The organism is Arthrobacter sp. DualSoilB13 (assembly GCF_055389195.1).
Genome location: NZ_AP035865.1, coordinates 3,611,961 through 3,630,270, shown reverse-complemented (window position 1 = coordinate 3,630,270; position 18,310 = coordinate 3,611,961). Strand labels below are relative to the sequence as shown.

Annotated in this window: 20 protein-coding genes; 9 read left to right on the top strand and 11 right to left on the bottom strand. The window is 62.9% G+C overall.

Translation table 11 applies throughout. From position 1 onward, the window contains the following. Positions 1–13 precede the first annotated feature (13 nt). The 4 genes from ACZ5J0_RS16715 to ACZ5J0_RS16700 are packed head-to-tail and all read left to right on the top strand — an operon-like array spanning position 14 to position 3,113. Positions 14–424, top strand: a complete 411-nt coding sequence (locus ACZ5J0_RS16715) for a TOBE domain-containing protein (protein ID WP_142937882.1) — start codon at positions 14–16, stop codon at positions 422–424. Further along, complete coding sequence (gene modA / locus ACZ5J0_RS16710; RefSeq protein WP_464093606.1) at positions 421–1,221, top strand: molybdate ABC transporter substrate-binding protein; 801 nt, start codon at positions 421–423, stop codon at positions 1,219–1,221. The genes ACZ5J0_RS16715 and modA overlap by 4 nt, the downstream gene beginning before the upstream one ends. A 15-nt stretch (positions 1,222–1,236) precedes the next feature. Beyond that, positions 1,237–2,049: an ABC transporter permease gene (locus tag ACZ5J0_RS16705; protein WP_464093605.1), complete on the top strand. Its 813-nt coding sequence runs from the start codon at positions 1,237–1,239 to the stop codon at positions 2,047–2,049. Then, on the top strand, positions 2,046–3,113 hold the full coding sequence (locus ACZ5J0_RS16700; protein WP_464093604.1) for a sulfate/molybdate ABC transporter ATP-binding protein: 1,068 nt from the start codon (positions 2,046–2,048) through the stop codon (positions 3,111–3,113). Before ACZ5J0_RS16705 ends, ACZ5J0_RS16700 begins: the two co-directional genes overlap by 4 nt. Positions 3,114–3,122: 9 nt before the next feature. On the opposite strand, the gene ACZ5J0_RS16695 is transcribed toward ACZ5J0_RS16700, so the two are convergent. Next, positions 3,123–3,740 carry a pyridoxamine 5'-phosphate oxidase family protein gene (locus tag ACZ5J0_RS16695; RefSeq protein WP_223940978.1) on the bottom strand — a complete coding sequence of 206 codons (618 nt, stop codon included), beginning with the start codon at positions 3,738–3,740 and terminating at the stop codon, positions 3,123–3,125. Between the two features lie 147 nt (positions 3,741–3,887). On the opposite strand from ACZ5J0_RS16695, the gene clpB reads away from it, so the two are divergent. After that, positions 3,888–6,551, top strand: coding sequence for an ATP-dependent chaperone ClpB (gene clpB, locus ACZ5J0_RS16690; RefSeq protein ID WP_166842299.1), 2,664 nt, complete (start codon positions 3,888–3,890; stop codon positions 6,549–6,551). 4 nt (positions 6,552–6,555) lie between these two features. Here clpB and ACZ5J0_RS16685 read toward each other — a convergent pair whose 3' ends face one another. Beyond that, a complete protein-coding gene (locus ACZ5J0_RS16685) occupies positions 6,556–7,452 on the bottom strand; it encodes a septum formation family protein (protein ID WP_464093603.1) in 897 nt (298 codons plus the stop codon). A 243-nt stretch (positions 7,453–7,695) separates the two neighbouring features. On the opposite strand from ACZ5J0_RS16685, the gene ACZ5J0_RS16680 reads away from it, so the two are divergent. The 3 genes from ACZ5J0_RS16680 to ACZ5J0_RS16670 all read left to right on the top strand — a co-directional run bounded on the left by ACZ5J0_RS16680 (position 7,696) and on the right by ACZ5J0_RS16670 (position 9,654). After that, a complete protein-coding gene (locus ACZ5J0_RS16680) occupies positions 7,696–7,920 on the top strand; it encodes a DUF3073 domain-containing protein (RefSeq protein WP_011776148.1) in 225 nt (74 codons plus the stop codon). Between the two features lie 184 nt (positions 7,921–8,104). Further along, positions 8,105–8,887, top strand: a complete 783-nt coding sequence (locus ACZ5J0_RS16675) for a VOC family protein (RefSeq protein ID WP_464093602.1) — start codon at positions 8,105–8,107, stop codon at positions 8,885–8,887. After that, positions 8,884–9,654, top strand: a complete 771-nt coding sequence (locus ACZ5J0_RS16670) for a VOC family protein (RefSeq protein WP_464093601.1) — start codon at positions 8,884–8,886, stop codon at positions 9,652–9,654. Before ACZ5J0_RS16675 ends, ACZ5J0_RS16670 begins: the two co-directional genes overlap by 4 nt. 60 nt (positions 9,655–9,714) lie before the next feature. Here the strand turns inward: ACZ5J0_RS16670 and purM are convergent, their stop codons facing one another. From purM to ACZ5J0_RS16640, 6 genes are all read right to left on the bottom strand, one after another. After that, a complete protein-coding gene (gene purM, locus ACZ5J0_RS16665; protein WP_464093600.1) occupies positions 9,715–10,863 on the bottom strand; it encodes a phosphoribosylformylglycinamidine cyclo-ligase in 1,149 nt (382 codons plus the stop codon). After that, positions 10,860–12,491 (bottom strand): amidophosphoribosyltransferase, encoded by a 1,632-nt coding sequence (gene purF, locus ACZ5J0_RS16660; protein ID WP_142937892.1) that lies wholly within the window; start codon positions 12,489–12,491, stop codon positions 10,860–10,862. Before purF ends, purM begins: the two co-directional genes overlap by 4 nt. Positions 12,492–12,627: 136 nt before the next feature. Next, complete coding sequence (locus ACZ5J0_RS16655) at positions 12,628–12,960, bottom strand: hypothetical protein (protein WP_142937893.1); 333 nt, start codon at positions 12,958–12,960, stop codon at positions 12,628–12,630. A gap of 89 nt (positions 12,961–13,049) precedes the next feature. Next, positions 13,050–13,391, bottom strand: coding sequence for a hydroxyisourate hydrolase (gene uraH / locus ACZ5J0_RS16650; RefSeq protein WP_017199951.1), 342 nt, complete (start codon positions 13,389–13,391; stop codon positions 13,050–13,052). Continuing rightward, positions 13,388–13,897, bottom strand: coding sequence for a 2-oxo-4-hydroxy-4-carboxy-5-ureidoimidazoline decarboxylase (gene uraD, locus ACZ5J0_RS16645; RefSeq protein ID WP_250820274.1), 510 nt, complete (start codon positions 13,895–13,897; stop codon positions 13,388–13,390). The genes uraH and uraD overlap by 4 nt, the downstream gene beginning before the upstream one ends. Before the next feature lie 155 nt (positions 13,898–14,052). Then, positions 14,053–14,895 (bottom strand): phosphatase PAP2 family protein, encoded by an 843-nt coding sequence (locus tag ACZ5J0_RS16640; protein WP_223940971.1) that lies wholly within the window; start codon positions 14,893–14,895, stop codon positions 14,053–14,055. A 195-nt stretch (positions 14,896–15,090) separates the two neighbouring features. On the opposite strand from ACZ5J0_RS16640, the gene ACZ5J0_RS16635 reads away from it, so the two are divergent. Further along, the gene (locus tag ACZ5J0_RS16635; protein ID WP_464093599.1) at positions 15,091–16,185 is read left to right on the top strand and encodes a pyridoxal-phosphate-dependent aminotransferase family protein; all 1,095 of its coding nucleotides are present in this window, start codon (positions 15,091–15,093) and stop codon (positions 16,183–16,185) included. Between the two features lie 93 nt (positions 16,186–16,278). Here ACZ5J0_RS16635 and ACZ5J0_RS16630 read toward each other — a convergent pair whose 3' ends face one another. The 3 genes from ACZ5J0_RS16630 to ACZ5J0_RS16620 are packed head-to-tail and all read right to left on the bottom strand — an operon-like array spanning position 16,279 to position 18,257. After that, positions 16,279–16,551 (bottom strand): hypothetical protein, encoded by a 273-nt coding sequence (locus ACZ5J0_RS16630; RefSeq protein WP_223940969.1) that lies wholly within the window; start codon positions 16,549–16,551, stop codon positions 16,279–16,281. Positions 16,552–16,559: 8 nt separating this feature from the next. Continuing rightward, on the bottom strand, positions 16,560–17,645 hold the full coding sequence (locus ACZ5J0_RS16625) for a C2 family cysteine protease (protein ID WP_464093598.1): 1,086 nt from the start codon (positions 17,643–17,645) through the stop codon (positions 16,560–16,562). Continuing rightward, positions 17,646–18,257: a hypothetical protein gene (locus tag ACZ5J0_RS16620; protein WP_464097205.1), complete on the bottom strand. Its 612-nt coding sequence runs from the start codon at positions 18,255–18,257 to the stop codon at positions 17,646–17,648. It abuts the gene before it with no gap. Positions 18,258–18,310 lie beyond the last annotated feature (53 nt).

Sequence of the window (18,310 nt, the reverse complement as noted above, 5' to 3'; positions counted from 1 at the left end):
CTATGATGCATTTATGCCGCACATACGAATTTCCGAAGCCGCGCGTTTCCTAGGTGTCAGCGACGACACCGTGAGGCGCTGGACGGAAAATGGAACTCTCACTGCGCTCAAGGACTCAGCCGGGCGGCTCGCGGTGGATGGACTGGAACTGGCCACCCTTGCCCGCGGGCAGTCCCATCTCCCTGATGATCCCTCCCGCGCGGCAAGCTCAGCACGAAACCGCTTCGTGGGCCTGGTCACCGGCATCACCGCGGACAAGGTGATGGCCCAGGTCGAGCTTCAGTGCGGTCCGTTCCGCGTGGTGTCGCTGATGAGTAGCGAAGCCGTCCGGGAACTCGGGTTGGAGCTCGGCTCGGTAGCCACAGCCGTAGTGAAGGCCACCACTGTCATCATCGAAACACCGCAGGGAAAGAGCGTTATATGAGCATCCTCCGCAAGCCTCTTGCCGCACTAATGGTTGCAGGTGCGGTCGCGGCAAGCTTGGCGGCCTGCGCCTCGGGCACCACACGTCCGTCCACAGGCTCGGCCAACCCGGGGTCGTCCATGTCCGGAGAGATCACCGTTTTTGCTGCGGCATCCCTGAAAACCACGTTTACCCAGTTGGCCAAGGACTTCGAAGTTCAGCACCCGGGCACCAAAGTGACTCTCAGCTTTGCGGGCTCCTCAGATCTGGTCACGCAGATTACCCAAGGCGCTCCCGCGGATATTCTCGCTTCGGCCGATACCAGGAACATGACCAAGCTTGACGACCAAGGGCTCGTGGAAGGCACCGCAACCAACTTCGCTACCAACGTCCTGGAGATCGCCGTCCCACCCGGCAATCCGGCGTCGATCTCTTCTTTTGCGGACCTTGCCAAGCCGGGCGTCAAAGTGGTGACCTGCGCCAGCCAGGTTCCCTGCGGAGCTGCAACGGAGGCCGTTGAAAAGGCCGCGGGAACAACGTTGAGCCCGGTGAGCGAGGAATCGTCAGTGACCGATGTCCTGGGCAAAGTCACCTCGGGCGAAGCTGACGCTGGCTTGGTGTATGTCACAGACGTCAGGGGCGCCGGCGACAAGGTCAAGGGCATAGCATTCCCGGAATCGGACAAGGCCGTCAACACTTACCCGATTGCCACGGTTGGCACTAGTAAGAACAAGGAACTCGCAGCCGCCTTCATCGCAAACATCACCAGTGAAGCAGGCAAGAAGGTCCTCAGGGATGCCGGCTTTGGAACGCCGTAGCGGAGGCCACGGGGAATGATCAGGCATAGCGGCTACCACGGCGTCCCGCGCTGGACTTATGTGGTCGCGGCCGGGGGCGGACTTTTGGTGGTCCTTCCCTTGGTGGCGATGGTGGCGAAGGTCAACTGGCCGCAGTTCATTCCGCTCATCACTTCGGATTCCTCCGTAGCTGCGCTGGGTCTGAGTTTGAGGACCTCCGCAGCCAGCACAGTGCTCTGCATCGTGTTGGGTGTTCCCTTGGCGTTGGTCCTGGCGCGTGGCGATTTTCCGGGCCAGCGGTTACTGAGGGCGTTCGTCCTCTTGCCGCTGGTACTGCCACCGGTGGTGGGGGGCATTGCGCTCCTGTACACCTTCGGCCGGCAGGGTCTCCTCGGCAAATCCCTGGAGCTGGTGGGAATCCAGATCGCGTTCACTACTACCGCAGTTGTTCTGGCTCAGACGTTCGTGGCCTTGCCGTTCCTTGTGGTGAGCCTGGAGGGGGCGCTGCGATCGGCGGGGAACAAGTACGAAGCCGTTGCGGCCACCCTGGGCGCTAAACCCACCACGGTCCTTCGCCGGGTTACCCTGCCGCTGGTTCTGCCCGGGCTCGCGTCCGGGGCCGTGTTGTCGTTCGCGCGTAGCTTGGGCGAGTTCGGCGCTACCCTGACCTTCGCGGGCAGCCTGGAGGGGGTAACCCGTACGCTGCCGTTGGAAATTTACTTGCAGCGCGAGACCGACGCCGATGCCGCCGTCGCACTTTCCTTGGTGCTGGTGGCGGTGGCAGTGGCGGTGGTTGGGCTGAGCTACGGTCGCCGACGAAACAATAGTCACGTGGAGGTGCAGCCATGACTTTTGAACTGCAAGCCAGCCTCCACTCCAGAAATTTCGAGATGTCCCTCAGCCTTAAAGATGGCGAAACCGTGGCCGTCCTGGGCCCCAATGGCGCGGGCAAGTCGACGCTGCTGGGGGTCATTGCCGGATTGCTGCGGCCGGACACCGGTTCGGCACGCATCGGGGATAGGGAGCTCTTCAGGCTCGACGGCGGAACCCGCCTGTGGAGCCCGCCGCACCTTCGCGGGACTGCGCTTTTGGCCCAGGAAGCTTTGCTGTTTCCGCATTTGACCGCGGTGGATAACGTGGCTTTTGGGCCGCGCAGCTCTGGGATTCCGAAGGCAGCGGCCAGGGAAACTGCGCGCCACTGGCTTGCTGAGGTGGACGCCCTCCCGTTGGCTGACCGCAAGCCGGCCCAGCTGTCTGGTGGGCAGGCTCAGCGGGTGGCGGTTGCCCGGGCCTTGGCCGCCGATCCCGAACTCCTGCTGCTTGACGAACCGATGGCCGCGCTGGACATCCATGCTGCCCCGTTGCTGCGCCGTGTGCTCAAGCGGGTCCTCAGGGATCGCAAGGCCATTGTTGTCACGCACGATGTCCTGGACGCCTACATGCTGGCCGACCGCGTGGTGGTGGTGGAGGGTGGCTGCATCACCGAAGAAGGGCCCACGCGCCAAGTGCTTGAACGGCCACGAAGCCACTTCGCCGCCGGACTCGCAGGGCTGAACCTCGTCACCGGGATCATCACCGAGGAAGGAATCACAACGCCGGATGGCCGGGTTTTCGCTGGCCAGCACGATCCTGACTGGTCACCCCTGCCCGGCCAGGCAGGCGTGGCAGCGTTCCCGCCGTCGAGCGTTTCCGTTTTCCTGGGTGACGTCCACGGAAGCCCCCGCAATTCGTTCCCGGTGACCATCACGGATTTGGAACCCTACGGGGATCAGATCCGCGTCCGTGCGGGAGACTCGGCCCAGGCCCTGTCCGCGGACATCACTCCGGCAGCGTCCGCTGACCTGGGCCTTGCGCCGGGCATGGAGGTGCGGTTCGTGGTGAAGTCCGCGCTGGTGTCCGTCTACCCGGCCTAAGCCCAAGGATTATTCCCGGTACATCCTCTCGGCGTAGGACGGCCCGTAGTAGGTCTCGAGCTCTTCCAAGGGAGTTTCGGGCTGGGTGTAAGTCTTTGCGAGCGCCGCGATGCTCGGCAGGCCGTCGGCATCCCAGGTTTCGGGCTGCCACAGGCCACTGCGCATGAACGCCTTGCCGCAGTGCGTGAACACTTCCTCCACCGAAACTACGACGGCGGCGCGCGGCCGGTGCCCTTTGACCACCATGAGATCAAAGAAGTCGGCATCGCGGACAATCTGTGCGGTCCCGTTGATCCGGAGGGTGTCGGTGCGGCCCGGGACGACGGAAAGGATGCCGACGTTCGGGTTTTCAAGGATGTTGTGGAAGCCGAACACCAGCTTGTTGCCGGGCCGCTCCGGGATGGCGATAGTGTGCTCGTCCAGGACCTGAATGAAGCCCGCGGGATCGCCCTTGGGTGAGGCATCCACGCGACCCTGCGCGTCCGTCGTCGAGATCACGCAGAAGGGGCTGGCTGCCAGCCATTGGCGGTCGAAATCGCTGAGGACTGTGCGCACCTTTTGGCGCACGCGATCGAGGGGCAATCCGATGAGTTCTTCAAGTTCGGCCGCGGTTGAAATGGTCTCCATGGCCCCAGCCTACCCACACGATTCCCGCGGACTCTGGACACTGGTTTCGCCGTGGGCAAACATGGAACACAATGGGCCAAAATCAAAGTTGAGCGTAGTAGACTCAACTTTGAAAGTATTGGTTCAACTCCAGAAAGGGAGCACTCTTTGGACGTCAAATTCACCACCAAAAGCCAGGAGGCCCTTTCTGCGGCCGCCATGAACGCCTCGACTGCGGGCAACCCGCAGCTCGAGCCCGCCCACCTGCTGAAGGCCCTCATGGACCAGCGCGAGGGCGTCGCTGTGGCACTGCTGCGTGCTACCGGTGCAGACCCTGATGCAGTGAGCGTGCAGGCCAGCTCGGCCATCAAAGCGCTTCCGTCCTCCTCGGGTAGTTCGGTCCAGCAGGCGCAGTTGTCCCGCCAGTCCATGCAGGCCATCCAGGCGGCCCAAGCCGAGGCCGACAAACTCGGTGACTCCTTCGTGTCCACCGAGCACTTACTGCTGGGGCTCTCGGCCGGAAGCGACGCCGTCGGGAAGTTAATGCGCGACGCCGGTGCCTCCCATGAGGCGCTGCTCGCCGCCCTGCCGGGTGTCCGGGGCGACAGGAATGTGAACTCGCCCGATCCGGAGAACACCTTCCAGGCCTTGGAGAAGTTCGGGACAGACCTCACTGCTGTGGCCCGTTCCGGCAAGCTGGATCCCGTCATCGGGCGTGACAGCGAGATCCGACGCGTCGTCCAGGTCTTGAGCCGCCGCACCAAGAACAACCCCGTGCTGATTGGTGAGCCGGGCGTTGGCAAGACGGCCGTCGTCGAAGGACTAGCCCAGCGCATGGTGGCCGGAGACGTGCCGGAAAGCCTGCGTGGCAAGACCCTCATCGCCTTGGACCTCGCCTCCATGGTGGCTGGCGCCAAATACCGTGGCGAGTTCGAGGAACGACTCAAGGCTGTCCTTGAGGAAATCAAGAACTCCAACGGTCAGATCGTCACGTTCATTGATGAGATCCACACGGTGGTGGGGGCTGGCGCCACAGGTGAGAGCGCCATGGATGCCGGCAACATGCTCAAGCCCATGTTGGCCCGCGGCGAGCTGCGCCTCATCGGTGCCACTACTTTGGACGAGTACCGCGAGAACATCGAGAAGGACCCTGCGCTGGAGCGCCGCTTCCAGCAGGTCTATGTTGGCGAGCCCAGTGTTGAGGACACCATCGGTATCCTCCGCGGCCTGAAGGAACGCTACGAGGCACACCACAAGGTAGCTATTGCTGACTCCGCCCTTGTGGCCGCGGCGACTCTGTCCAACCGGTACATCTCTGGCAGGCAGCTTCCGGACAAGGCAATCGACCTCGTTGATGAGGCCGCGTCAAGGCTCCGCATGGAAATCGATTCGGCGCCGGAGGAGATCGACCAGCTTCGCCGTGCCGTGGACCGTCTGACCATGGAGGAACTGGCCCTCCAAGGCGAGACCGATCCTGCCTCGGTGGAACGATTGGCGGCGCTCCGTGCGGACAAAGCCGACAAGAACGAAGAACTGAGTGCCTTGAATGCGCGCTGGGAAGCCGAGAAGGCCGGGCTCAACCGAGTTGGTGATCTTAAAGCGAAGATCGACGAACTGCGTTCCGTCGCGGACAAAGCCCAGCGTGAAGGCGACCTCGAATCGGCGTCGCGGATCCTTTACGGCGAACTGCCCGCCTTGGAGCGGGAGCTGAGCGCCGCTGCTGAGGAGGAGTCGGCACGGAGCGATTCAAAACCGGAACTGATGGTTGCCGAGGACGTGACGGCGGACGACATCGCTGAAGTCATTTCGGCGTGGACCGGGATCCCGGCCGGTCGCATGCTCCAAGGTGAGTCGCAGAAACTGCTGCACATGGAAGAGGAACTCGGCAAGCGGCTCATCGGACAGACCAAAGCCGTCCAAGCTGTGTCCGACGCCGTGCGCCGTGCCCGTGCCGGCATCAGCGACCCCAACCGTCCCACAGGTTCTTTCCTGTTCCTTGGGCCCACCGGTGTGGGTAAGACCGAGCTGGCCAAGGCACTGGCGGACTTCCTCTTTGACGACGAACGCGCCATGATCCGGATTGACATGTCCGAGTACAGCGAGAAGCACTCGGTGGCCCGCCTGGTGGGTGCCCCTCCGGGATACGTGGGCTACGAGGAAGGTGGCCAGCTGACCGAGGCTGTCCGCCGCAGGCCGTACTCCGTAGTGCTGCTGGACGAGGTGGAAAAGGCCCACCCGGAGGTCTTCGACATCCTCCTGCAGGTTCTCGACGACGGACGACTCACCGACGGCCAGGGCCGCACAGTGGACTTCCGCAACACCATCCTGGTGCTGACGTCCAACTCCGGTAGCCAGTTCCTGGTGGACCCCACCATGGATGCCAAAGCAAAGCGTGAGGCTGTCATGGCGGTAGTGCAGGCATCGTTCAAGCCCGAGTTCCTGAACCGCCTGGACGAGATCGTGCTGTTTGATCCCCTGTCCGTGGAGGAACTGGCCCGGATTGTTGAGTTGCATGTGGCCGAGTTGGGCAACCGGCTCCGTGAGCGCCGCCTGAGCCTGGAAGTCTCTGATGGCGCACGTGCGTGGTTGGCCATGTCCGGCTTCGATCCCGCCTACGGTGCACGGCCACTACGCAGACTGGTGCAACGGGAGATCGGCGACCGCCTCGCCAAGGAGATTCTTGCAGGCGAAATCAGCGACGGCGACACCGTGCTGGTGGACACCGCCGCTGACCTGAACGAACTCACCGTTGAGGGCTTCGAAGCGCTGACGGGTCCCGACGGCGGCACTCCCGCCGGTACGGGCCTCACGGTCCGCAGGAAGCAGGGATAGCGGGCTACTTCTTGAGGAGATCCTCCTTGATGGTGTTGCCTGAATCCACCACGATGAAGCAATCAACGCGGCGGTCGCCCCGATCCCAACTAGTGGTGCTCGGGTAGACGTTCTGCTGGAGCAGTACGTAGTTGTCGGCCGCCTCGTTGAGCTTCACGTCCTTGCAAACCTCGCGTCCTTTGTCCCTCAGGGCGTTGGTTCCCGGGAAGGACTCATCAGCCGCGTAGCTAAAGACGGCACCCAGTTGGGCGGAGTGCTCCGTGTCGCAGGCAACGGTTCTGGCTTTTGAAGAGTTGGCATCAAAGTCTGAGAAGCAGTCGCCCACTTGGAAGTCCTTGGCCTCTGCGTCGCGGGGGAGCGGCCCGGCTGTGGGGGCTGGGCTGGGCGTAGACACGGCCGCTTCAGGGCGCGTCCCCAGCAGGTTGAGCAAAACCCAGATGACAACACCAATAAGTATGAGAACGCCCACGACGATCCCGCCGATCACCAAACGTTGGCGCTTGATGGGGTCTCCGTGAGGTTCCGGCTGCCCATCCGGGGCCGGCCATTGCTGGCCTGGATAAGGTTGCTCGCTGGTGTACGGCTGCTGGCCCTGGTAAGCCTGTGAGCCCGGCTGCTGGCCCTGGTAAGGCTGTGAGCCCGCGTAAATGGGTGCGGCGCCGTCTTTGCCTGAGTCTGCACCCGCGGGTGGCAGCGCGGGGTCGGGCTGCTCTGCCGGGTTGGGCACAAAATCCGGGTCAAGCTCAGGGGCGGGATCCGGTTGAAGGCCTGACGGCGGCGCCCAAGGAGCTGCTGGCGGTTGTTGGCCTGGTGACGGCGGCGTTTGGGGCGCGGAAGGTACTCCATCCTCGCCTTGATCGCGTGGTGAACCATCGCGGGGTGAAGTGTTGTCCTGGCTCATATTCCGGGGTGTGCCTTCCTGCTGTGGAGCCGCATTGAGGCCGACTCTACCCAATTTTCGCCTCTCTTGGAGGTGCATCGGCGTGGTTTCGACTGTAGTCGGCCCGGGCGCGGGCTCCCGGTGGCGCGCAGGCACCCTCGAAAGCATGTAATCTAGACATACGACAAATTGACCAAACATTCCGGGGCCTCACCGATAGCCAAGGTGACCACCTCCGGTCCAAGTACAAAAGGGGGTCACGCCATGGGGCGCGGCCGTCAAAAGGCAAAAGCTACCAAGCAGGCTCGGGATATTAAGTACTACTCCCCGAACACTGACTATTCGGCACTTGAGCGGGAGCTCACGGGTCCGTCCAGTCGTGTAAAGAGCCACTTCCCCGACGATCCCCCGGAGCCGGACTACTCGGCCTACGAGGATAAGTACGCGGAAGATGACGACGACGAGGTTGACACCCGCCGGATCGGATAGCTGTCGCAACCAACAGGTGCCTTTGGCGCTGAGTTGCGGACCGCCGTCGTACATTACGGTCATCGCGCATTTTCGAATGCCGTATTTCTTTTAAAAAGGGCCCTCAGGCCACGCCGATCATAGGCGTACCCTGAGGGTCCTTTTTTGCGTAGGCTGGAGTCCGGGCGCGTTGAAAGGGTAATCCATGCCGGAGGTCCAGAGTTATCAGCAGGGAACACCGTGTTGGGTGGACCTGTCCTCCACCGATATTGATGTCTCCAAGGCGTTTTACGGGGACCTCTTCGGCTGGGAGTTGGACGCCATGGATGCCGGAAATGGCATGACCTATTACATGGCCAAACTCCAAAATCGCTACGTCGCCGGAATGATGCAGCAGCAGCCTGATGCTCCAGAGGGAATGCCCTCATATTGGGCAAATTACCTTGCTGTTGATTCCGCGGACGAGGCAGCCCGGAGAGTAGAGGCAGCTGGCGGCACCCTTCTTTCTCCTCCGGATTCGGTTCCTAACGGCAGCGGCCGTATGTTCTTCGCCACAGATCCCACCGGTGCCCAGATCGGTTTCTGGGAGGCGGGCAGCCATCCCGGGTCGGGTCTGGTCAACGAGCCGGGAGCCATGATTTGGAATGAACTGCAGACAAATGATGTCCCCAAAGCCGTAGCCTTCTATGAAGCTGTGACTGGGTGCAGCAGCGAAACCGGGCCAGCCGGAGACCTGCAGGAGTACACCAGCCTGCTGGTGAACGGGAGACGTATTGCCGGTGCGCTCAAGCTGCCCATTGAGGGGCTGTCACCGTTCTGGATGACGTACTTCAACGTGGTGGATATTGACTCCACGGTGGAGCAGGCCGTTGAGTTGGGGAGCCACGTGATCGCCCCGGCCTTTGACGTAGCGGGAGTTGGACGAATGGCAGTTCTCATGGACCCTGCGGGCGCAGCGTTCAGCATCATGACAGGTTTGACGGCATGAGCTCCCGCAAGCATTACGCCAGTGGTGAGCCGTGCTGGGCCGACCTTCAGACGAGGGACGTCGCGGCAGCCAAGACCTTCTACGGGCAGGTGTTCGGCTGGACCTTCAAGGACCTGCCCACCCCGGACGGCCGCAGCTATGCGCAGGCGTTCGTCAAGGATCAGCTGGTGGCCGTCATTGCGCCGCAAAATCCGAGGCAGGAGGCCGCTGGCACGCATGGCCAGTGGAACATCTATATCTCGGCCACTGACACCGAGGAAATTGCCGAGGACGCGGTCCATGCGGGCGGGACGCTTCAGTTCGGTCCCGAGCCCGTTGCGGACACGGGAGTCCTGGCGTTCATTGAACCTCCGGGCGGTGGGACCACCGGGATCTGGCAAGCCGGAACCCACACAGGTAGTCATTTGTTCAACGAGCCAGGGGCGTTGGCGTGGGCTGAACTATTGACGCCTGAGCCGCAGGCCGCCGTCGCGTTTTTCCAGCAGCTTTTCAAGCACGAAGTCACTGAATATCCCCAGGACGACGGCGGCAGCTACAGCACGTTGATGGTCAACGGTGACGAAGTGGCCGGCGTTGTTCCTGCCGATGAGGGCGATGACGCCGGCTGGCAGATTTACTTTGGCGTAGCGGATCTGCGCGCAGCAGCTGAGGCGGCCGTGGAAGCCGGGGGAGAGCTTCTGGTGGAGCCGGAAGACAAGCCTGAGACGGGCTCCCTCGCTACCATCCGGGATCCGCAAGGCGGGGTACTGAGCCTGATTCAGGTCTAGGAAGAGCAAAAGAGCGGCCGGGCACTGCCCGGCCGCTCTCTTTACAAAGCCATAACGCGCTTAGGCGTAGGCGTTCACCAAACGGACAGCGCCGCCGTCGACGCCCTTGGCACCCTGGACGTAGTCCGGATCGGTCTTGTCGATCGAGTCAGAGTCCGCGGAAACGGTGCCCATCACCCAGGACGGCAGGCCGCGGTCGTTGAGGCGGGCCACTGCGGCGTCTGCTGCTTCGGCCGAAACAATGGCAACCATGCCCACGCCAAGGTTCAGCGTGCGCTCCAGGTCGGCCAGCGGAACGTTGCCCAGCTCGGAAACCAGTTTGAAGATGGCGGGCAGTTCCCAGGTGTTGCGGTCAACCGTGGCCACCAGGCCCTGCGGGAGGACGCGTGCGAGGTTGGCTGCCAGGCCGCCGCCGGTGACGTGGCTGAAGCCGTGAACGGCGTTGGCCGAGTGCACCGGGAAGGCGCGGGCCAGGTCCAGGCAGTCGGCTGCGTAAACGCGGGTGGGCTCCAGGAGTTCTTCGCCCAAGGTGCGTCCGAGTTCGGACACCTGGCGGTCCAGGGCCCAACCGGCGTGGTTGATGACGCGGCGGACCAGGGAGTAACCGTTGGAGTGCAGTCCGGAGGAGGCCATGCCGATCACCACGTCGCCGGCGCGGACGCGGTCCGGGCCCAGCAGGGCGTCGGCCTCGACGATGCCGGTGGCGGCACCTGCCACATCGTATTCGTGCTCGCCCAGAAGGCCGGGGTGCTCGGCGGTTTCGCCGCCAACCAGTGCGGTGCCGGCAACGGAGCACGCCGCTGCGATACCGCGCACAATGTCAGCGATGCGCTCCGGGACAACCTTGCCGCAGGCGATGTAGTCGGTCATGTAGAGCGGCTCAGCACCCACCACCACGATGTCGTCCACCACCATGCCCACCAGGTCGAAACCGATGGTGTCGTGGATGTCCATGGCCTGGGCAATGGCCACCTTGGTGCCAACACCGTCCGTGGAGGTTGCCAGCAGCGGCTTCTTGTAGGTCAGCAGCTTTGAGACGTCGTACAGGCCAGCGAAACCGCCGACGCCGCCAATCACCGAGGTGTTGTGGGTCGCCTTGATGGCGCCCTTCATGAGTTCGACGGCGCGGTCTCCCGCTTCGACGTCGACACCCGCGGAGGCGTAGGTGATACCGGAGTTGTTCTCAGCGGCGGGTGTTGCGGAGCTCATACAGACTCTTTCTTGTCGGCGTCGGTCAAACGATCAGCGTCGGTAAGCAGGTTTTCGAATTCAGCGTCAGGTCCGGGATCGCAACCCGTGGCACCCGGCTTGTCGGCAGGGTCCTCGGTATCGTCCACGGACTCGGTCTGGGCGGCCGGTTCCAGGCCACCAAGATCGGTGCGCTCCAGCAGGTTCTTGCCCAACTTGTCCGCGTGCGGCAGCTCGATGGGGTATTTGCCGGTGAAACAGGCCGTGCAGAGGCGCTCGCGCGGCTGCTGGGTAGCGCCGATCATGCCGTCCTCGGAGATGTAGGCCAGCGAGTCAGCGCCGATAGCCTGGGAGATCTCCTCGATGGTGGCGCCGTTGGCGATGAGTTCCGCGCGGGACGCGAAGTCGATGCCGTAGAAGCAAGGCCACTGAACCGGGGGTGAGGAAATCTTGACGTGCACTGCTGCGGCACCGGCTTCGCGGAGCATCCGAACAATGGCACGCTGCGTGTTGCCGCGGACGATCGAGTCATCAACTACAACAATGCGCTTGCCACGGATCACGGATTCCAAGGCGTTGAGCTTGAGCCGGATACCCAGCTGGCGCAGCGTCTGCGAGGGCTGGATGAAGGTGCGGCCCACGTACGCGTTCTTGACGAAGCCGTGCGCGAACGGGATGCCGGACTGCTCAGCGTAACCAACAGCCGCGGGGGTGCCGGACTCGGGAACCGGAATGACGAGGTCTGCCTCATGCGTGTTTTCGCGGGCCAACTGGCGGCCCATCTCAACACGGGCCTCGTACACGGAGCGGCCGGCAATGGCAGCATCCGGGCGGGCGAGGTAAACGTACTCGAAGACACAGCCGGCGGGAGTTGCCTCGGCGAAGCGCTGCGAGCGGACGCCGTCCTCATCGATGGCAATGAATTCGCCGGGCTCGATCTCACGGATGAAGCTGGCGCCAACAGTAGCCAAGCCGGCTTGCTCAGAGGCGACAACCCAGCCGCGCTCCAGGCGGCCCAGACACAGCGGGCGGATGCCGTATGTATCGCGGGCTGCGTAGAGGGTTCCCTCATCCATGAAGACGAAGCAGAAGCCACCTTTGATCTTGGGCAGCAGCTCCAGGGCAGTCTGCTCCAGGGTCTTTCCCTCTTCGCCCTCAAGGAGAGCGGTCACCAGTGCGGTGTCCGAGGTGTTGCCCTGCTTCATTTCACCAGTCAGCTGGCCGTCGTTGCGCTCCAGGATCATTTCCCGGAGTTCAGCGGTGTTGGTCAGGTTGCCGTTGTGGGCCAGGGCAACAGTGCCTGTTGCGGTAGCGCCCAGGGTGGGCTGCGCATTGGCCCAGTGGCTTGCACCGGTGGTGGAGTACCGGCAGTGGCCAACGGCCAGGTGCCCGGTCAGGGTGTTCAGGGTTGTCTCATCGAAGACCTGGGACACAAGGCCCATGTCCTTATAGACATTAATGCGCTTGCCGTCACTGGTAGCAATACCAGCCGATTCTTGTCCGCGGTGCTGCAGCGCATACAGCCCGTAATAGGTGAGTTTTGCTACTTCTTCACCGGGAGCCCAAACCCCAAAGACGCCACAAGCGTCCTGAGGGCCTTTTTCGCCGGGGAGAAGATCATGAGAAAGTTTTCCGTCGCCACGTGCCACTGGTCGATTGTCTCATGATGTAGGCGTGGTACGTTCCCCCGCGGGCTATGTGACCCCGCGAACTGGCGTGTTCCCAAGAAAATGCGGTGTGTCTCACATCCGACGAGCCTCCGAAGGGGCGGGTCAAGCGCCTGACTCAGCGGCCGTCGTCGTGCTCTGGCCCTTCATCCGGAACCGAGTCCGGAACGGGCTCAACCACGGCGCGCTGGGTGCGCTTGACGCTGATGCGGTCCAGGATCAAGGCGAGAATCGAGAACAGGATGACGCCGCCGCCCGCGCAGACGATCAGGAAGAAGCCGAACACTGTGCCGGCGTCGAAAGCGGGATCGGCCTGGCGGCCATAGGCGATAATTGCGGCCACGATCGCACCAACCACGGCCCCCAAAATCATGAAGGGTACAAACTTGGGTGCCCGGCGAACCGTGATCTCGCGTCGGGCGGAGTTGGGGGTGGTGTCCTCTGAAGCCATGCCTTCAAGCGTACCGTTCCGCGTTTGGGTACAGATAATGCCCCTAAGGAGACTCCTTAGGGGCATTATCTGTACACAAACTTCCGGGGTTAGCTGCCGCGGTACGTCGAGAACGCGAACGGGCTCAGCAGCAGGGGCACGTGGTAGTGCTCGCCGGCGTCGGAGACTGTGAAGTTCAAGTCCACTTCCGGGAAGAATGTTTCCGTGCCCAGGCCTTCGTAGTAAGCACCCGTGGCGAAGTTCAGGCGGTAGGCGCCGCCCGGAATCCGTTCCGGGCCGAGCGTTTTGATGCGGCCGTCGGCGTCGGTTTCGCCCTTCGCCACCAGGGTCCAGTCGTCACCTTCGCGGACGTAGAGTACGACGGCGACACCCGCCGCCGGGCGTCCGGAACCGGTGTCGAGAATATGGGTTGTTACTTGTGAAACGCTCATGCGTTGGCTCCTTCGCTGATCAGTCCGGAGAGGCGCAGCAGTGCGATCTCCCGCAACTGGCCAGCCACGATCGTGTCTTCTTCTTCAGGGGTGTGGGTGATGCGCTCCTGCAGGGTGCTGAGGATTTCCTCGGCGCTGCGACCGGCAGCACGAATCAGGAAGACCCTGCCGAACTTCTCCTCGTACGCCCGGTTGCCCTCGGCGAGTGCGGCTGTTGTGTGATTGTCGCCGGGATCAACTCCTGCCTGCTCCGAACGCGACATGGCCGCCTCGGTGGTCTGGGCTTTGGGGCGTTCGCCAATCCTGGGGTGGTGCGCCATGGCGGACTCCACCTCGGCCGCTGTGAATGGCTCGGCGGCACGCTGGGCCTGCCCCAGCAGTTCGTCGACGCTGGCGTAGGGGCGCGCGTCCACGATGGTCTCCACCCAACGGCTGATATCCAGGCAGGGGGTGAGGGTCCTGATGGCCTGGTCCCGGTCAACACTGTTGAATACTGCAAGCTCCATGCTTGTGTCATCCTCATGCAAAATGCTGGCATCCATGGTGTGGGCTATGCGGAACCCCTGCTGGTGCAGGAGGAAGCCCGGGCTTCAAGCTTCCGCATCATGGAACTGTTATTTCAGCATACGTAATTCAGTTAAGCCGAGTTGGCGGGTCGGTGTCAAGAGGCTACCGCGCTGTGACGGCGCGTTCGCGCCGTGAGGTAGAGGCGATGCGCCGTGATGACCAACGCCAGCCAAGCGATGCCAATAGCCCACGCCGCCAAGACATCCGTCAGCCAGTGGTGGCCAAGGTAAACCCGACTCAGGCCCATGGTGAAGGCGAACACCGACGCGACCAGCACGGTGATAACCCTCGCTTTGGTGGTCTTGAGCCTCAGGATGATCAAGTAAGCCACGATTCCGGCAATCACAATCGAGTTGAGCGAATGGCCGCTGGGGAATGATGCCGAGTGTTCGTAGGGTGGAATTGCGTCGGCGATGTCCGGGCGGCTGCGGCCGAAGATGGGCTTGCCCAGGAGGGTGATGACCAGAGAACCCAGCCCCGCTGCGAGCATCAGGATCACAGGAGTCCACGACCTCCGTTTGGTGGCGAGGAATATCATGATGCCCACGGCGATGAGGGGCATGCCTACCGTTCCGCCAATGTTCGTATATGCCGTGGCAGCCACGTCCAAGGCGGGGGAGCGCACGCTCTTGGCTGCTGCCAGCACGGGATCATCCAGCCCGGCGACGCCGTCCGCCTCCGTCACGGACTCATAGACCTCACCAAACACCAATGCCAGGGACAAGGCAACGGCAAGTCCAGCAACAAGGGTGATGATCAGCGCTGCGTAGGGGCCCAGTAGGGAGGTGACCTTCTCAGCGCCTCCGGCCAGTATCCGTCCAGCAGGGGATTTCCAGCGCGTCAGGTCCTGGCCGGCGACGAACCGGTCCTGGCTGACTTCGCCCGTGACGCCTTGCTCGGGCGCCCCGTTGCCTTCGGTTTTTCCTTCAGTCGTCACTCTCGTCCCCTATCCGTGGCGGCCTCAGTATTGGTGAGTAACCTTAGCAGTTAGGCCTTGGAGGATCGGTTATAGCCCTCTCCCAGAACGTTGCGAGGCCCACTCTGCGCGCTATGGGGGCGTTTTAGCGTGCAGAGCGGGCCCCGCAACGTTGGGTGGGGCAGAATGACCTCAAGCAGCTGAAGGAGTTCGCACATGCCCGAGATTCTGACGTCCAGGTTCCTGTTTGGTCCCGGCCCGAGCAATTGCTACCCCGAAGCCATGGCCGCCCTGGCCTACCCCGTGCTGGGCCACCTCGATCCCGTGTTCATCGAGCGGCTGGACCGCACCTGCGAGGGCCTCCGCACCGTCTGGGGTACGGCCAACGCACGGACCCTGCCGTTGAGCGCCACCGGTTCCGGCGGCATGGAAGCGGCCTTCGTGAACACAGTGTCCGACGGCGACGTGGCAGTGATCGCCGTCAACGGACTTTTTGGGGTGCGGATGTGCGAAGTTGCGCGACGCTGTGGAGCCACAGTGGTCCGGGTTGATCACGAATGGGGCCAGCCCGTGGATGCCGAGCGGGTACTCGCAGCGCACCCTAATCCAAAGGTGATCGCTGCCGTCCATGCCGAGACGTCGGTGGGGGTGCTCTCCAACATAGCCGCGCTCGGCGCAGGCAAGGGTGACGCGCTGCTGATAACGGACGCTGTCACCTCCATCGGCGGATTGGAACTCCAGGCAGACCACTGGGGGATCGACGTCGGATACGCCGGAACGCAGAAATGCCTGGGCGTGCCGCCGGGACTCTCGCCCTTCACTGTTTCTGACCAGGCCTTCGAGCGTCGCATCAAGGACCCACGGTCCTGGTACCTCGATATCGGACTGCTCGGCGGGTACGTGGGCGCGGCCAGTGGCGCCCGGACCTACCACCACACCGCACCTGTCACCATGATCGCCGGCCTCGAAGCTGCCTTGGACCGCATCCTCGCCGAAGGGCTGGACGTTGTGCAGGCCCGGCACCGCGCTGCTGGCGCTGCGTTGCAGGATGGCCTGCAGGACATGGGCTTGGAGCTGTTCGCCGCCGAAGGTGCCCGGTTGCCGAGCCTCACCACCGTGAAAGTGCCCGACGGCGTCAACTCGGCTGCCGTCCGCGCATACCTTTTAGAGAACTTCAGTATGGAAATCGGCTCGGGTGTGGGGGAGTTCGCGGACACTGTGTGGCGCATCGGGATGATGGGCCCCAACGCCAACCCCGCTTCCGTAACCCTGGTGCTGGGCGCGCTGAAAGAGGCCCTCGCCAAAGCCTGATCCTCTCTCACATCCCGGCCGTTTAACCGGATCGCTCTCTCACGTTCCGGGCGTTTAACCGGATCGCTCTCTCACCCCGTCCGGCGCCGACGCTCAATCGGTGACGTTACCGGCGTCGTACGTTAAGGTCGCCGATGCGGCGGTGCTGCCTTCCGCGGGTTGGATCGACGTGACCGTCAGGAGGCCAGCGCCCGGGAGGGTGATCGACTGGCCCTCCCGGAAGGCCTGCTTGCGCTGCTGTTCGGCGGTCCGGATCCAAAACTGGATAGCAGGAGCACCGTCAGCTACCCCGATCTTGACTACTCCCACTTTGACGCCGTCGAAGGTGGGCTGCATGCCTTGCTTGACTGTTACCAGCTGTTCCACGGCCATCCTTACTTCACGTCCACGGAGTACACGGAGTCAAAGTTTTCCTTGTACTCATCCTCGGTCAGTTCCAGGGTGCCGGACTTGAGGTCGTCGTCGCCTTCCATGTAACCGCCGGAGGGTCCCCACGGGTTGGCCAAGACGATCACTTTTTCGCCGTCGTCGTTGGTTTTCACATCAACCACAACGTACGCATGGTTGGGCACGACGTCGGTTCGGTTGACTTCGTCGGACTCCCAGACCCAGTCGAAGTCGTCGTCCTTGACGTCCTCGGTGCCCACGGAAATGGCCTGGCCGTCCGAGAGTTTGTCCTCAATGGCATCAAAGTTCAGTTCGCCATCCTTGTCAGCGGACTGCCCGGTCATCAGCTCCATGGCTTCGTTGCTGAAGCCGCCGTCGATGTCGTCATAGGACCCGCCGCGGTGCTCGGCTGCCGCGCGTTCGTAGATGGAGAGCCAGTTGGGTTCGCCGTCGGCGCCGCGGACTCCGCCGTCAACCGACTTGGCCTCCACAGTGACCTCCACGGGTTCGCCGTCCTCGTAGAGGGTGACCACCCAGTGTGTGGGCGGGTCGCCCACTGGACGCATGTGTTCTTCGAGGAATTCGTCGAGTTTGCCTTCGCGCTCCAGCACCTGGGCCACCGAACCGATTCCTGCCAACAGCCAGCAGTCGCCAATCTGTCCTTGATTGATATCGCTGGGGTCCCCCGCATCAGGGTCATTGCGCACATCGCCGGGCACATCGACGTCGGGTTTGTCCGGGTCCAGCGGACCCGGGTCGCCGGGAGGGTTCGAATCTCCCCGCCCGGAACGATCGGAGCCCGAGGAACCCGAGCTGGACTTGTCCTGCTCGTCCGCATTGCGGATCAGCTCGTTGGCTTGGTTCTGCAGTTCGCTGGAGATCTTCTTCAGCATGGGACGGTGCTGGGAGTCCCACGAGGCGCGGAACATCACGGCGTCACGGCCGTCCCACGGAGCGTTGTTGATGAGGTTGCCCAGTTCCATGGACAGCGAGGTCATCCGTTCGGACTGCCTCGACATCGTTTTGGCGAGTGCCCGCAATTGGGCAATATCAGCACCGTAGAATCCCGCCATTTATCTGTCCCCCTGAGGAATTTCGTTGGAATCGCAGTTCTCGGACTGAACCGGAACCGATATTCGCAGGTACGCCGGGCTCTTGGATTCGATGGTCACCGTGGCCCCGGAGCCATTCGTGCTGCGCGTGACCACCCAGCCGCCCGGGACTGGATCTGTGCCGTCGAAGGCAGGGAATCCGTGCTTTTCCAGGACGGGATCGGCCGCGGCGAAGACGTCCTTAAAGTTTTTGGAGGGCTCCACGATGTCTGCGCTGCTTTTCATGCTCCGCGGCGAGAGCATGCACCTGCCGTCTTGGGTGCGGCTCATCCTTGCCGGATCATCCACGGTCCAGGTGATGGCCGGCATCTTCGCTTCCAAGGCTGCAATGAGGTCAGCGGTCAGTGCGTTGTACCTGGCGGCGCTTTCGGCCACGGGCGCGGGCTCCACAGATACGGCCGGAGCGTTGCTGGGTTCCCGTTTTGGGTCGTTAGGGGTGTTGCTGCAGCCAGCAGTAACGGTCACCACCGCCAGGGCAGCAACCAGCGCCCAAGGTTTGCAGTGAATGCGGCGGTTCATTTCTTCCCCGGTTTCAATAAGTGCTCGACGGCGGATCTCACCGAATGCTGTCACGCTGCGTTGCGCTTGGCTATGGGTAGAACAACCCGTTGCCCTTCAATGTTCGG

Excerpts from the sequence above, each read along its gene's own strand:
- ACZ5J0_RS16715 (WP_142937882.1), top strand. The coding sequence starts at position 14 with ATGCCGCACATACGAATTTCCGAAGCCGCGCGTTTCCTAGGTGTCAGC.
- modA (WP_464093606.1), top strand. The coding sequence starts at position 421 with ATGAGCATCCTCCGCAAGCCTCTTGCCGCACTAATGGTTGCAGGTGCG.
- ACZ5J0_RS16705 (WP_464093605.1), top strand. The coding sequence starts at position 1,237 with ATGATCAGGCATAGCGGCTACCACGGCGTCCCGCGCTGGACTTATGTG.
- ACZ5J0_RS16700 (WP_464093604.1), top strand. The coding sequence starts at position 2,046 with ATGACTTTTGAACTGCAAGCCAGCCTCCACTCCAGAAATTTCGAGATG.
- ACZ5J0_RS16695 (WP_223940978.1), bottom strand. The coding sequence starts at position 3,740 with ATGGAGACCATTTCAACCGCGGCCGAACTTGAAGAACTCATCGGATTG.
- ACZ5J0_RS16685 (WP_464093603.1), bottom strand. The coding sequence starts at position 7,452 with ATGAGCCAGGACAACACTTCACCCCGCGATGGTTCACCACGCGATCAA.
- ACZ5J0_RS16680 (WP_011776148.1), top strand. The coding sequence starts at position 7,696 with ATGGGGCGCGGCCGTCAAAAGGCAAAAGCTACCAAGCAGGCTCGGGAT.
- ACZ5J0_RS16675 (WP_464093602.1), top strand. The coding sequence starts at position 8,105 with ATGCCGGAGGTCCAGAGTTATCAGCAGGGAACACCGTGTTGGGTGGAC.
- ACZ5J0_RS16670 (WP_464093601.1), top strand. The coding sequence starts at position 8,884 with ATGAGCTCCCGCAAGCATTACGCCAGTGGTGAGCCGTGCTGGGCCGAC.
- purM (WP_464093600.1), bottom strand. The coding sequence starts at position 10,863 with ATGAGCTCCGCAACACCCGCCGCTGAGAACAACTCCGGTATCACCTAC.
- ACZ5J0_RS16655 (WP_142937893.1), bottom strand. The coding sequence starts at position 12,960 with ATGGCTTCAGAGGACACCACCCCCAACTCCGCCCGACGCGAGATCACG.
- uraH (WP_017199951.1), bottom strand. The coding sequence starts at position 13,391 with ATGAGCGTTTCACAAGTAACAACCCATATTCTCGACACCGGTTCCGGA.
- uraD (WP_250820274.1), bottom strand. The coding sequence starts at position 13,897 with ATGGAGCTTGCAGTATTCAACAGTGTTGACCGGGACCAGGCCATCAGG.
- ACZ5J0_RS16635 (WP_464093599.1), top strand. The coding sequence starts at position 15,091 with ATGCCCGAGATTCTGACGTCCAGGTTCCTGTTTGGTCCCGGCCCGAGC.
- ACZ5J0_RS16625 (WP_464093598.1), bottom strand. The coding sequence starts at position 17,645 with ATGGCGGGATTCTACGGTGCTGATATTGCCCAATTGCGGGCACTCGCC.